Genomic DNA, 12,610 nt, shown 5'->3' with positions numbered 1-12,610 from the left:
GTTTCTGTCTAGACAGAATTGAGGCTGCGGTGCCCTCCTGTCAATGCCCGCGCGCAGGGCACTACTGCCCGGAGCGGACCAGCGTCGTGCGGTAGCTGAAGCTGCCGCCCGGGTGCACCCCGACCGTCACCTCGAACAGCTCGCCCGCCGCGTCGAAGTAGCGCCGGACGAACTCCAAGGCCGGGCAACCGGTTTCCAGCCCGAGCGCCGCCGCCGGCTCCGCGGGCATCGGCACCGCCCGCACCTGCTGGTCCACCCGGTGCGTCGTCCGGCCGGTGCGCTCAGCCAGCAGGTCGCTGATCAACCGGGTGCTGCGGCCCAACTCGCCGGACACCACCGCCGCGTCCTCCGGCGCCAGGTACACCTGCGACCAGGACACCACCGAGCCCTCCTCGGCCCGGCGCAGCGTCGTCAACCGGGCGCGCGCCGCGCCCACCGGGAACCCGGTCACCGCCGCCAGCTCGGCGTCCACCGCGACCTCCGCGACCTCCGCGACCTCCCGCACCGCGTCCCTGCCGTACTGGGTCAGCTCTTCCAGGCTGTTCAACGAGGTGTCGAAGCGCTCCACCGGGGCCAGCCGCCGCACCCGGGTGCCGTCGCCCTTGCGCCGCGACACCAGGCCCCAGGACTCAACCTCGCGCAGCGCGTTGCGCAACGTCTCGCGGGAGACGCCGAACCGGGCCGCCAACTCGGGTTCGGGCGGCATCCGCTCCCCCAGCGGCCAGCTGCGCGCCCCGATGTCCGCCGCCAGCTCGCGGGCGATCCGCAGGTAGCGCGGCTCCTTCATCGACGACGTCTCGACACCCTCCACTCCCGCAGCCTCCCACACCGCCCGCTCCCGCCCGGGTGAACGGCCCGCCCGGCGGACGAGCGGACCGATCACCCGCGGCCGTCAGGCGAAGGCGGTGCGGGGAGCCGCGACGCGGTCGATCTCGCCGTCGGCGATCGTCTCGCCGCGGGCGTTCGCGGGACGATCCGGCGGCGATTCGGTCGCGGGTCTCCCCACGGGGCCGCGGTTGCTCTAGGGTCCGGTGCCACTCGACGAAGGTGGGCTGCCATGTCCGAACGTTCCGCGCGCGGGTCCTGGCGCAAGCGGCTGCGCAACACCGGATGCCTGATCGCCCTGGTGATCGTGCTGGTGCTGCTGGGGTTGGTCGTGCTGCTCGCGGTGATCGCGAAGGATCCGAGCGGCGCGGCGGGCGGGGTGAACCACTGGTGGGGAGCGCTCGGCGACGGGGCCCGCTCGGTGCTCAGCGCCCCCATCGACTTCTTCCGCTCCCTGCTCCGCTTCGGCGAGGAGATCGGCGGCTGACGCGCGAGCTCGACGATCGTCGAGCGGAGCGCGGTCCGCCGGGTCGCGTCACCTACCCCACCCGGCAGCGCGGTCGTGCCGGTCGGGGCAGACCGCTGACGCGCCCCGGAACCCGGAGACGTCCGGGCCGGGGCAGGGGCTGACCGGTCAGCGGGTGGTGGACTCGGACAGTTCGGCGGCAGGAATGTCCACTTCGGACTTCGGGCGTGATTTCAGCTCGCTGACCAGGGTGCCAATGATGATCAGCGCGGCGCCGACGAGCGCGAGCCCCGGCAGCCGATCCCCCGCCAGGCGACCGAAGATCCCGCCCCACACGGGTTCGCCCGCGTAGATGATCGTGGCACGCGTCGGCGGGACCTCGCGCTGCGCCCAGTTCATCGCGATCTGGATCAGGCAACTCGCCGCGCCGAGCCCGAGCGCCGCCACCAGCCACACCCAGGAGAACGCGGGCAGCGCCTCACCGGCCACCGGCATCATCGCCAGCGACAGCGCACCGCTGACCAGCAGCTGCACCACGGTGACCCCGCCGAGGCGGACCTTCCCGGCGAACGTCCCGATCAGCACGATCTCCGCGGCGATGGCCACCGCGCCGACGAGCGTGGCGAGCTCCCCGCCGCTCATCGAGATCCCCGCCGCCCCGGGACCGGCCAGCAGCACCAGCCCGGCGAAGGCGAGCGCGGCACCGACCAGCGCCGGCACCGGCGGCGCCTTGCGGAACACCGCCCACTGCAGCAGCGGCACCATCGGCACGTACAGCGCGGTGATGAACGCCGAGGAACTGCTGCTGATCGTCTGCAACCCCCAGGTCTGCAACCCGTAGCCGAGGAAGATCGTGAGGCCGATCGCCGCCCCGGCGCCCAGCTCCCGCGGGCTAATGCCCCGCAACGCCCGGCGGAACACCACGAGGCTGAGCACGCCCGCGGCCAGGAACCGCACGCCGACGAAGAACAGCGGCCCGCAGTAGCGCATGGCGGTGTGGATGACCAGGAACGTCCCGCCCCAGATCACGGTGATGCCCACCAGCGCCAGCTCGTGCCGGTTCACCACCCGACTCGAATGTGCAACATATTGCACCACGTTATGTGTAGAATCCTGCACGTGCAAGAGCCGCCCCCGGACGTCCTGGTGCACGTCGCGGACAACCTCCGCCGACTGCGCCACGAGGCCGGGCTCAGCCAGTCCGCGCTCGCCGCCGAAGCCGGGCTGAGCAGGCGCACGATCATCAACCTGGAAGCGGGCGAGGCGAACATCGGCCTCTCCGGGCTCGACAAGCTCGCCCGCACCCTCGGCGCCACCCTCGTCGAGGTCGTCAGCCCGCCGTCCGCCCCGCCCGGCAGGATCGAGGCGACCGCGTGGCGCGGCGCCGAGGCCGACAGCCGCGCGGTGCTGCTCGGCAGCGCGCCCGCTCGTGACCAGGCGCAGCTGTGGACCTGGAGCCTCGCCGCCGGTGACCGCTACGACGCCGAACCGGACCCCGCCGGCTGGCACGAGATGGTCTTCGTGACGGCCGGGCGGCTGCGCATCGAGCGCGAGGACGAGGTGGCGGTCGTGGACGCGGGCGACTACGCGATCTACTCCAGCGCGCAGCGGTACTCCTACGTCAACGACGCCGCGGGGACCACCACGTTCCTCCGCAACGTCGTCTCCTGACCGACGTCGCGGTGCGCGGCCCGTTCGAACCGCGCACCGCGACGGGCATCAGGCCGCGGTCCGCCGCCGCGGCTTCCGGTAGCTGAGCCTGCGCAGCAAGGTTTCCGCAGGCCCGCGCACGCCCGCTCGTTCCGAGAGCCGCGCCAGCACCGCGGTCAGCACCCAGGTGGCGACGCCGACGAGCGCCGCCGACCAGCTCGACAGGTGCGCCCCCACCGCGAATCCCCACGCCGAGAGCAGCGGCACGAACACCGCCGACTGCGCCAGGTACCCGCTGAGCGAGCGCCGCCCCAACGCGACCAACGCGCGCACCGGCCTGGCCGGGCTCGCACCGCGCGCGGTGATCCGGTGCGCGACGAGGCCGAACAGGGCGGCGTATCCGACCCCGGCGGGAATCCCGGCGAAGAAGTGCACCGTGCCGAAGACCGCCAGGTTCGGCAGCCCCAGCACGCCGACGTGGTGCAGCGCCAGCGGAACACCCGCCACCCAGCCCACGGCGACGCCGAAGAAGGCGGTGCGCCGCAACAGCGGCAGGTGCCGGGCGGGCTCCTCCAGGACGCGGTGCCGGGAAGCGAGCAACCCCAGCAGGAACGCGGTCGGCAGCGCGAGCGTGGCGATTCCTGCCAGCGGCGTGGGCGCCCAGTTCGCCAACCGCAGCAGCGCGGACGCGAGGTAGCCGGTCTCGGTGATCGGGAACCGCTCCGGACGCGGACCCACCGACGGCGGCACCGGGTCCGCCATCACCGAGATCGCGCACACCGCGACGCCGAGCGCCACCAGGACCCCGATCCACACCCGCAGCGCGCGGTCCCCGCGGCCGAGGAACAGCGGCACGAACACCAGTCCCATCACGCCGTAGGTGGCGAGGATGTCGCCGTGCCACAGCAGCGCGGCGTGGACCAGGCCGAACCCGAACATCCACAGGTGCCTGCGGCGCAGCAGCCCGCGCGCCTCGCGCGCCGAGGCTCCCGCCGCGATCCGCCGGGTGTGCAGCTGCCCGATCCCGTAGGCGAACAGGAACGCGAACATGGTGTGCGTGCGGGCGTCCACCACGACGATCGTGGCCGCCTGCACGATCCGGTCGGCGAGCCCACCGCCCGCCGGGTGCAGCAGCGCGGCACCGGTGCCTGCGGTGTACAGGAACCACGGCACGTGGGCCAGGGCGATGAGCAGCAGCATCATGCCCCGGGCCAGGTCCGGGGCGATCGCCCGCTCGGCGAGCGGGGTGGGTCGCGCCGGTGGTGCGGACGGGCGCGGGACGGTGTCGGTGGACACGGGTGGGCTCCTCTCGGGGCTGTTGTCACCCCATCCCACTCCGTGCCCCTGCGGCACGCTCAAGCCCGGATTTCCGCCCACCGCCCGGAGAACGGGACGCCCGCGGTGCGCGCGGGCGCCCCGTCCGGTGCTCAGGACAGCTTGAGCACCGGGTTCCGCTGGTCCAGCCAGGTGGCGAAGTCCAGGGACCGTTCGATCGCGCCGCGCTGCTCGTGAGTGATGGTCGCCCCGTCGGCGGTGGTGGCGGCCTTGAGCCGGTCCGCGTCGTAGAACTCCAGCACCCGGTGGTCGGTCGCGATCAGCTCCGCGGCCTGCGCCTGGATGGCGCGGAGGTAGTTCGGGTCGAAGCTGCCCGGGTAACCGCTCTTCTTCCGGTTGGCCACCGATTCCGGCAGCGTGTCCCGGGTGGCGCCGCGCAGGATGCTCTTCTCCCTGCCGTCGAAGGTCTTCAGCGCCCACGGGGTGTTGAACACGTACTGCACCAGCCGGTGGTCGCAGAACGGCACCCGCACTTCGAGGCCCACGGCCATGCTCATCCGGTCCTTGCGGTCCAGCAGGGTCTGCACCATGCGGGTCAGGTGCATGTAGCAGACCTGCCGCATCCGCTTCTCCAGCCCGGTTTCGCCGTCCTTGAGCGGCGCGGCGGCGACGGCGTCCCGGTAGTTGTCGCCGATGTAGGAACCGAGGTCCAGCTGCGCGCTCAGGCCGGGTTCGAGCAGCCCGGACGGGGTCAGGGGCGAGTCGACGAGCCACGGGAAGGTGTCCGCGTCGCGCTTGCGCTCGTCGTGGAACCACGGGTAGCCGCCGAAGATCTCGTCCGCCGACTCCCCGGACAAGGCCACGGTGGACTGTTCGCGGATCGCCTTGAACAGCAGGTACAGCGAGTTGTCCCGATCGCCGAGACCGATCGGGAGGTCCCGGGCGGCGACGGCGGCGGCGCGCACCGCCGGGTCGGACAGGGCCGCGCCGTCGAGCATGATGTCGTCGTGGTCGCTGCGCACGTGTTCGGCGACGGCGTGCACGAACGGCGTGTCCTGGGTGGGGGCGACGTCGATGGCGCGGAAGTTCTCGGCCTGGTTGGGGAAGTCGACGGCGAAGCTGCGCACCGTCTCGCCCTGCTCCGCGAGCTGCAGCGCCGCGATCGCCGTCATCGCCGAGGAATCGAGCCCGCCGGAGAGCAGGGTGCAGCGCGGCACGTCGGCGACGAGCTGGCGGGCGATGATGTCGTCGAGCAGCTCCCGCACGTGCGCGACGGTGGCGTCGCGGTCGTCGGTGTGGTCGCCGACCTCCAGCTGCCAGTAGCAGCGCTCGCGCAGCCCGTTGCGGTCGACGATGGCGAGGTGGCCGGGCTTGAGCTCCCGCATCCCCTCCCACACGGCGAAGCCGGGCGTCTTGGCGAACGAGAAGATCTCGCGCAACCCGTCGAGGCCGACGACCGGTTCGGCGTCCGGGTTCGCCAGGATCGCCTTGGGCTCGGAGCCGAACAGCACGCCGTCGGCGGTCTCGTAGTAGTAGAACGGCTTGATGCCCATCCGGTCGCGGATCATGACGAGCTTCTCGGTGCGCTCGTCCCAGATCGCGAAGGCGTACATGCCGTTGAGGTGTTCGGCGAGCTGCTCGCCCCACTCCAGGTAGCCGTGCAGCACGACCTCGGTGTCGGAGTCGGTGTCGAACCGGTGCCCGCGCCCGCGCAGTTCGGCGCGGAGCTCGGTGAAGTTGTAGGCCTCGCCGGAGTAGACCATGGCGACCGCGCCGTCGGGCGTGGCGACCTCCATGGGCTGCGCGCCACCGGGCAGGTCGATGACGGCGAGCCGCCGGTGCCCGAGCGCGGCGTGCGGTGCGACCCAGGTGCCCGCGGCGTCCGGGCCGCGGCAGGCCATCGTTTCGGTCATGTCCCGCAGCACTCGGTCCTGGGTACCGAGATCACGCCCGTAGGAGACCCAGCCCGTGATGCCGCACATACGACCACCTCACCCATTTAGATAGCTGCTCAAACTAACGAAATGGACGCTAGTGGCCGGGACCGGCGCTCACTGCGGAGCAAAAGTGTGACGCCGAGTGATGTAAATCATAGATGTCGCGATGTTGCGGGCACATCGCAAATACCTCGTGAACAGGACGAATGCGAAGTTCTCCGCGCGCCACCCCGGACCGGGCCGAACACGGAGCGCGACCGGTACTACTCCCCCGCCTTCTCGGTACCGACCGAGTCCAGGTGCTCGCGCAGCCGCTCCGCCGCCTCCGCCCGGCGCCCCGCCAACAGCAGGTCCGCGATCTCCACGTGCTCGCGGCAGCGCACCACCGCGCGGTCCCGCGGCAGCGTCCGCCGGTACTCCACCAACCGGCGCAACCGGTCCACCCGGCGCAGCGAGTCGATGAAGAACGCGTTGCCCGAGCACTGCACCAGCACCTCGTGGAACGCGCTGTTGCGGTCGAACAGCTCCGCGTCGCCGACCTCCCGGATCGCGCCGTCCACGAGGTGTTGCTGCTGCGCGCGCACCTCCCGCACCGCGTCCTCGTCCAGCTGGAAATCCGGTTCGAGCAGCGCGGCCGGTTCGATCGTCAACCGGAACCGGTAGCTGTCCCGGTACGAGCCCTGCGAGGTGAGCATCGGCCGGAACCGCCAGCCGTAGCCGGGCATCCGCTCGATCCAGCCCTCGGCACCGATCCGCTGCAGGATCCGGGACAGCTGCGCGGACGTGAGCCCGTACTCGCGGGCGAGCCCGCTCTCGGTCACCCGCTCCGGCAGCCGCCCGTCCAACCGGTCCCCCGCGATCCGCAGGTAGGTCGTCTCCACGCCGTCCCCGCCCTCGGCCACCGGCGCGGCGTCCGGGACGCGCAGCACCGCGTAGCCGCCGCGCTCCCCCGCCGCCACCACGCCGTCAGCGGCGAGCAGCCGCAGCGCGCCGCGCACCGGCGAGCGCGACACCGCGAGGCGCTCCGCGAGCGCCCGCTCCACCAGGCGGGTGCCCGGCACGAGCCGCTCCTCGCGGATGTGCTCCGCGATGCGCGCCGCGATCTGCTCGACGAGGGGCGTCGCCATGTGCTCCCGGTCCTTCCGCGAGGTGGGCGGTGTGCCGAGCGAGCCTACTTCGGCGCCGGCGCCGGTTCCCGCCCCGACGGTCGGGATCCCGCGGTGCGAGCCCGGTGGCGAGGTTCCGGACGAGGCAGGCGTCAGGCCCCGTGCTCCGCGTCGACGCGCCGGGTTTCTCCCGTGGCCACCAGGGTTCGGGTGGCGTCGACGGAGGCGTAGGTCCACAGGATGCGCATCGGCGCGGTCGCCGAGGCGTTGCGGAACCGGTGCGGCACCCCCGCGTCGACGTAGGTGGTGTCGAAGGCGGTGAGCTCGTGCTCGACGCCGTCGATCTCGGCGATCGCATCGCCTTCGAGGATCACCACGCTCTCCGGGCAGTCGTGCGTGTGCAGCGGGATGCCCGCCCCGCCCTCGAACAGGGTCTGCCCGTTGAGGAACGTGGCGGCGCCGCGCTCCCGGGTGACCAGCGGGATGGTGCGGGCACCGCCGCCGCGGGAGAACGCGGACAGCTCGGCCGGCCGCAGCACGGCGGCGGGGAAGGTCTCGTGCTCGGGCATCAGGCGCGCTCCTCGCGGATCCAGAGGGTCTTGACGTTGACGAACTCGCGGATGCCCTCGGCACCCAGTTCCCGGCCGTAACCGGACTTCTTCACCCCGCCGAACGGCAGCCGCGGGTCGGAGGCGACGACGCCGTTGACGAACACCGCGCCCGCGTCGATCTCGGCGGCGATGCGCCGCGCCAGCGCGAGGTCGCGGGTCCACACCGCGGCGCCGAGGCCGAACTCGGTGCGGTTGGCCAGTTCCACCGCTTGCTCGGCACCGGCGACGCGGGTGATCGCCGCGACCGGCCCGAAGGTCTCCTCGTCGAACGCGGCCATGCCCGGTTCGACGTGGTCCAGCACGGTCGGCGGGTAGTGGAAACCGGGCCCCGGCACCGGCTCGCCGCCGGTGCGCAGCCGCGCGCCCGCGGCGATCGTGCGCAGCACCTGGTCGTGCAGGGCGTCGCGCAGGTTCGCGCGGGCCATCGGGCCGATCCGGGTGGCCGGGTCGGTGGGATCGCCGACGGGCAGCGCTTCGGCGGCCGCGGTGAAGGCGGCGGCGAACTCCTCGGCGATCGGCTCGGCCACCAGGAACCGCTTGGCGTTGACGCAGGACTGGCCGACGTTGGTGAACCGGGCCCGCACCGCGGCGGCGGCCGCGGCGGGCACGTCGGCGTCGGCGAGCACCAGGAACGGGTCGGAGCCGCCGAGTTCGAGCACCTGCTTCTTCAGCGCGTTCCCGGCCTGTCCGGCGACGATCGCGCCGACCTCGGTGGATCCGGTGAGGGTGACCGCGGCGATCCGGTCGTCGGCGATGAGCTCGGCGACGACGGGCACCTCGACCAGCAGCGCCCGGCACAGCCCCGCGGGCGCGCCCGCGTCGCGCAGCACCTCGCCGATCGCGAGCGCGCACTGCGGAACGTTGTTGGCGTGCTTGAGGATCGCGCCGTTCCCGGCGGCCAGCGCGGGGGCGGCGAACCGGAAGAACTGCCAGAACGGGTAGTTCCACGGCATCACCGCGAGGACCACGCCGAGCGGCTCGCACACGACCACCGCCTCGCCGTCGTCCGTCCGAACAGGACGGTCGGCAAGGAGCTCCGCGGCGTGCTCGGCGTAGTGCTCGCAGGTGAGCGCGCACTTGTCGACCTCGGCGGCGGCTTCGGCGATCGGCTTGCCCATCTCGGTGGTGATCAGCCGGGCGTAGCGCTCCCGCCCGGCGCGCAGCACGCGGGCGATCTCGCGCAGCAGCGCGGTGCGCTCGGCGAGCGGCGTCCGGCGCCAGGCCCGCTGGGCGGTCGCGGCGGCCGCGAGGGCCGCGTCCACTTCAGCGGGACCGTCCACCTCGTACCGCGCCAGTTCGGCCTCGGTGGCCGGGTCGATCGACAGGATGGTCACGGGGCTGCTCCGTTCCAGGAGGGGTTCTGAGGGGTGCGGGTTCCGGGGTTCGCGGCCCGGTCGCGGCGGTCCGCGGTGTCCCGGCGGAGCAGGACGCTAATCGACCGGATGGTTTTTCTCAACGCACAAGTACCAATTCGGCGCCCACCTCGATCCGATTCGTTATAAGCACTGCGCACGCACTCATCTGCTGCTCAGCTCGGCTCGATCTCCCTGGATTCAGGTCTTGACCGAGCGAGGTTATAACCTCCAGGATGTCGCCGGAACGCACCACCCGAGGAGAGATCCATGACCGCACCCCGATCCGCCCGCACCTACCGACTCGGCCTGCTCGAAGGCGACGGGATCGGACCGGAGATCGTGCCCGCCGCCACCCGCGCCGTGGACGCCGCGCTCACCGCCGCCGGGGCCCCGGCCGTCGAGTGGGTGCCGCTGCCGCTGGGCCGGGACGCCATCGAGGAGCACGGCACGCCCTCGCCGGAGTCCACGCTGGCCGCGCTCGACGAGCTCGACGCCTGGCTGCTCGGGCCGCACGACAGCGCCGCCTACCCGGAACCGCACCGCTCGCAGCTCAACCCCAGCGGCACCATCCGCACCCGCTTCGGGCTGTACGCGAACATCCGCCCCGCCAAGTCCTTCGAGGGCGCGAAGGCGATGGTCCCCGGCACCGACCTGGTGATCGTGCGGGAGAACACCGAGGGCTTCTACGCCGACCGCAACACCCACGCGGGCACCGGCGAGTTCATGCCCACCCCCGACGTGGCGATCGCGCACGGCATCATCACCCGGCCCGCCGTGGAGCGGATCGCGCACACCGCCTTCCAGCTGGCCCGCGGCCGTCGCGGCAAGCTGACCATCGTGCACAAGGCGAACGTGCTGCGGCTGACCACCGGCCTGTTCCGCGACGTGTGCCGGGAGATCGCCGAGCAGTACCCCGACGTCACCGTGGACGACTACCACATCGACGCGATGACGGTGCACCTGCTGCGCCGCGCCCCCGAGTTCGACGTGATCGTCACCGAGAACATGTTCGGCGACATCCTCTCCGACCTCACCGGCGAGCTGGCCGGTTCGCTGGGCATCGCGCCGTCGATCAACGTCTCGGACCGGCAGGGCATGGCGCAGGCCGCGCACGGCTCCGCCCCCGACATCGCGGGCAAGGACCTCGCGAACCCGATCGCCATGATGCTGTCCAGCTCGATGTTGTTGCAGTGGCTGGGAGATCGGCACCAGGACGCGGGCTTGCGCACCGCCGCCGCGGCGCTCGACGCGGGGATCGCGCGCACCGTCGCCGCCGGGACCTGCACCTCGGACATGGGCGGTTCCGCCGGGACGACGGAGTTCGCCGCCGCCGTCGCCGCCGCCATCGCGGACGCGAGATGACCCGCCCGCTCGTGGCGTTCGTGCACGCCGCGCCCGCCGCGGTGGAACCGGCGAACGCGGCACTGCGCGAGGCGTTCCCGGAGGCGACGGCCTGGAACCTGCTGGACGACCGGCTGGTCTCCGAGGCCGACGCGGCGGGCGGGCTCACCCCGGCGCTGCGCAGGCGGATGCTGGGGCTGATCCGGCACGCCGTGGACGGCGGCGCGGACGCGGTGCAGCTGAGCTGCTCGATGTACGGGCCGGTCGCCGGGCTCGCCCGGCAGCTGTGGTCCGCGCCGGTGCGGGGCGCCGACGACGCCGCGTTCGCCGAGCTCGCCCGCCGCGGCCGGGCCACCGCCGTGTTGGTGTCCTCATTGGACAGCGCACTCGCGGAATCGGCCGGGCGGCTGGACATCGCGGCTCCCGAGGCACGAATCCTGCCCGCGCTCGCGCAGCCGGCCGGCGCCGATTCCCTCGCCGCGGCGGTGCGCCCGCACCTGCCCGCGGCCGACCTGGTGCTGCTCGCGCAGTACTCGCTGAGCCCGCACGCCGCCGCGCTCGCCGCGGACCTCGGCACCGAAGTGCTGAGCCCGCCGCTGCTCGCCGCGCGCTCGCTGCGGACGCAGCTGCTCGGCGCGGCCTGAGCCCGGCCCGCCGGCCGCGGCTCGGCCGCACCCCTCGCCACGACCACCGCCGGGAGCAGCAAAGGAGCAACGATGCTCGCCGTCCTGGGCTTCGCCACCCTCGGCGTCTTCATGGCGCTGGTGATGCGCCGCTACCTGACCGCCTTCGTCGCCATCATGGCCACCCCCGTCGTGTTCGCCGTGGCCGCCGGGTTCGGCGGACGCCTCGACGAGATGATGCTGAACGGCCTGGAGATCGTCGCCCCGACCGCGATCCTGCTGCTGTTCGCGGTGCTGTACTTCGGCGTGATGATGGACGCGAAGCTGTTCGACCCGATCTCGCGGGGCATCATCCGCCTCTCGCAGGGCGATCCGGCACGCATCTGCGTCGGCACCGCCGTGCTCGCGCTGCTGGTGGCGCTCGACGGGGACGGCACCACCAGCTACATGATCCTGTGCTCGGCGTTCCTGCCGATCTACCTTCGGCTGGGCATCAACCCGCTGGTGCTGGCCGCGATCGCGACGATGGCGCTCGGCACCATCTCCGGCACCACGCCGTGGGGCGGGGCGGCGACCCGCGGGATCAGCGTGCTGCACCTGGACTCCACCGACTACTTCGTGCACATGATCGCGCCGATGGCGCTGACCTCGCTGGCCATCATCACGATCTCCTGGTTGCTGGGGCGCGCGCAGCGCAAGCGCATCGACCGCGCCGTCATCGAGGAGTTCGCCGCCGAGATCGCCGAACAGCGGGTGGACCGCGACGGGCGCACCTGGCGGACCTGGTTCAACGCCGGGCTCACGGTGCTGCTGCTGGTGCTGCTGGTGTTCGGCGTCGCCGAGCTGGTGAACCTGTTCATGCTCGCGTTCGTCGTCGCCCTCGTCGTCAACCACCCGCGGCTCGCGGACCAGGCCGAGGTCGTCAAGAAGCACGCGAGCAGCGCGGTCCCGGTCGTGATGCTGGTGCTGGGCGCCGGAATCTTCACCGGCATCATGACCGACACCGGGATGACGAAGGCGATGGCCGACGCGCTGCTGTCGGTCGTGCCGGAGTCGATGGGCAACCTGCTGCCGCTGTTCACCGCGGTGATCAGCCTGCCGCTGAGCTTCTTCATGTCCAACGACGCGTACTTCTTCGGCGTGCTGCCGGTGCTCGCCGAATCCGCCGGGCACTACGGGATCCCGGCGGTGGAGATCGCCCGGGCGGGCGCGATCGGGCAGATGATGCACTCGATCGGCCCGACCTCGGCGCCGCTGTGGGTGCTGCTGGGCCTGGTCAAGCGGGACCTCGGCGAGTTCCAGCGCTTCGCGCTGCCCTGGGTGCTGCTGGCCTCCGTCGCCTACATCGCCTTCGCCGTCCTCACCGGGGCGATCAGCGTGGTGTGACATGCGGTTCCGATGGCGGGTGGTGGCCCGGGAAC

At 72.4% G+C, this 12,610-nt stretch carries 11 protein-coding genes and 1 pseudogene; 5 read left to right on the top strand and 7 right to left on the bottom strand.

Annotation, left to right across the window (positions count from 1 at the left end):
- Nucleotides 1–61: 61 nt before the first annotated feature.
- Complete coding sequence (locus LCD35_RS00185; RefSeq protein ID WP_224965805.1) at nt 62–787, bottom strand: GntR family transcriptional regulator; 726 nt, start codon at nt 785–787, stop codon at nt 62–64.
- A gap of 270 nt (nt 788–1,057) precedes the next feature.
- Between LCD35_RS00185 and LCD35_RS00180 the strand changes: the two genes are divergently transcribed.
- Nucleotides 1,058–1,312, top strand: coding sequence for a hypothetical protein (locus tag LCD35_RS00180; protein ID WP_224957593.1), 255 nt, complete (start codon nt 1,058–1,060; stop codon nt 1,310–1,312).
- A gap of 147 nt (nt 1,313–1,459) precedes the next feature.
- Here the strand turns inward: LCD35_RS00180 and LCD35_RS00175 are convergent, their stop codons facing one another.
- Nucleotides 1,460–2,356, bottom strand: a complete 897-nt coding sequence (locus tag LCD35_RS00175) for a DMT family transporter (protein ID WP_224957592.1) — start codon at nt 2,354–2,356, stop codon at nt 1,460–1,462.
- Nucleotides 2,357–2,410: 54 nt separating this feature from the next.
- Between LCD35_RS00175 and LCD35_RS00170 the strand changes: the two genes are divergently transcribed.
- Entirely contained in the window at nt 2,411–2,962 is a 552-nt protein-coding gene (locus tag LCD35_RS00170; protein WP_224957591.1) for an XRE family transcriptional regulator, read from the top strand.
- A gap of 48 nt (nt 2,963–3,010) precedes the next feature.
- Here LCD35_RS00170 and LCD35_RS30360 read toward each other — a convergent pair whose 3' ends face one another.
- From LCD35_RS30360 to LCD35_RS00145, 5 genes are all read right to left on the bottom strand, one after another.
- Complete coding sequence (locus tag LCD35_RS30360) at nt 3,011–4,237, bottom strand: DUF418 domain-containing protein (RefSeq protein ID WP_225043533.1); 1,227 nt, start codon at nt 4,235–4,237, stop codon at nt 3,011–3,013.
- Nucleotides 4,238–4,368: 131 nt separating this feature from the next.
- Nucleotides 4,369–6,198, bottom strand: a complete 1,830-nt coding sequence (asnB, locus tag LCD35_RS00160) for an asparagine synthase (glutamine-hydrolyzing) (protein ID WP_224957588.1) — start codon at nt 6,196–6,198, stop codon at nt 4,369–4,371.
- A 218-nt stretch (nt 6,199–6,416) separates the two neighbouring features.
- Nucleotides 6,417–7,280 (bottom strand): GntR family transcriptional regulator, encoded by an 864-nt coding sequence (locus tag LCD35_RS00155; protein ID WP_224977928.1) that lies wholly within the window; start codon nt 7,278–7,280, stop codon nt 6,417–6,419.
- Nucleotides 7,281–7,411: 131 nt separating this feature from the next.
- Nucleotides 7,412–7,828, bottom strand: a complete 417-nt coding sequence (locus tag LCD35_RS00150; RefSeq protein ID WP_224957584.1) for a cupin domain-containing protein — start codon at nt 7,826–7,828, stop codon at nt 7,412–7,414.
- Nucleotides 7,828–9,204, bottom strand: a complete 1,377-nt coding sequence (locus tag LCD35_RS00145; RefSeq protein WP_224965802.1) for an NAD-dependent succinate-semialdehyde dehydrogenase — start codon at nt 9,202–9,204, stop codon at nt 7,828–7,830. Before LCD35_RS00145 ends, LCD35_RS00150 begins: the two co-directional genes overlap by 1 nt.
- A 288-nt stretch (nt 9,205–9,492) precedes the next feature.
- Here LCD35_RS00145 and LCD35_RS00140 point away from each other — a divergent pair, with 288 nt between their 5' ends.
- From LCD35_RS00140 to LCD35_RS00130, 3 genes and pseudogenes are all read left to right on the top strand, one after another.
- Nucleotides 9,493–10,587 carry an isocitrate/isopropylmalate dehydrogenase family protein gene (locus LCD35_RS00140; protein WP_224957579.1) on the top strand — a complete coding sequence of 365 codons (1,095 nt, stop codon included), beginning with the start codon at nt 9,493–9,495 and terminating at the stop codon, nt 10,585–10,587.
- Nucleotides 10,584–11,210 carry a hypothetical protein gene (locus LCD35_RS00135; protein ID WP_224957578.1) on the top strand — a complete coding sequence of 209 codons (627 nt, stop codon included), beginning with the start codon at nt 10,584–10,586 and terminating at the stop codon, nt 11,208–11,210. Before LCD35_RS00140 ends, LCD35_RS00135 begins: the two co-directional genes overlap by 4 nt.
- A gap of 42 nt (nt 11,211–11,252) precedes the next feature.
- A pseudogene (locus LCD35_RS00130) lies at nt 11,253–12,575 on the top strand (CitMHS family transporter); the annotation flags it as partial.
- Between the last annotated feature and the right edge of the window lie 35 nt (nt 12,576–12,610).

This window comes from Saccharopolyspora sp. 6V (assembly GCF_020176785.1).
GTDB classification, from domain to species: domain Bacteria; phylum Actinomycetota; class Actinomycetes; order Mycobacteriales; family Pseudonocardiaceae; genus Saccharopolyspora_C; species Saccharopolyspora_C gregorii.
The sequence above is the reverse complement of the archived record's forward strand: the minus strand, read 5'-3'. Positions and strand labels throughout refer to the sequence as shown.

Coding starts and splice junctions, on each gene's coding strand:
- LCD35_RS00185 (WP_224965805.1), bottom strand. CDS start 787: ATGAAGGAGCCGCGCTACCTGCGGATCGCCCGCGAGCTGGCGGCGGAC.
- LCD35_RS00180 (WP_224957593.1), top strand. CDS start 1,058: ATGTCCGAACGTTCCGCGCGCGGGTCCTGGCGCAAGCGGCTGCGCAAC.
- asnB (WP_224957588.1), bottom strand. CDS start 6,198: ATGTGCGGCATCACGGGCTGGGTCTCCTACGGGCGTGATCTCGGTACC.
- LCD35_RS00155 (WP_224977928.1), bottom strand. CDS start 7,280: ATGGCGACGCCCCTCGTCGAGCAGATCGCGGCGCGCATCGCGGAGCAC.
- LCD35_RS00150 (WP_224957584.1), bottom strand. CDS start 7,828: ATGCCCGAGCACGAGACCTTCCCCGCCGCCGTGCTGCGGCCGGCCGAG.
- LCD35_RS00140 (WP_224957579.1), top strand. CDS start 9,493: ATGACCGCACCCCGATCCGCCCGCACCTACCGACTCGGCCTGCTCGAA.
- LCD35_RS00135 (WP_224957578.1), top strand. CDS start 10,584: ATGACCCGCCCGCTCGTGGCGTTCGTGCACGCCGCGCCCGCCGCGGTG.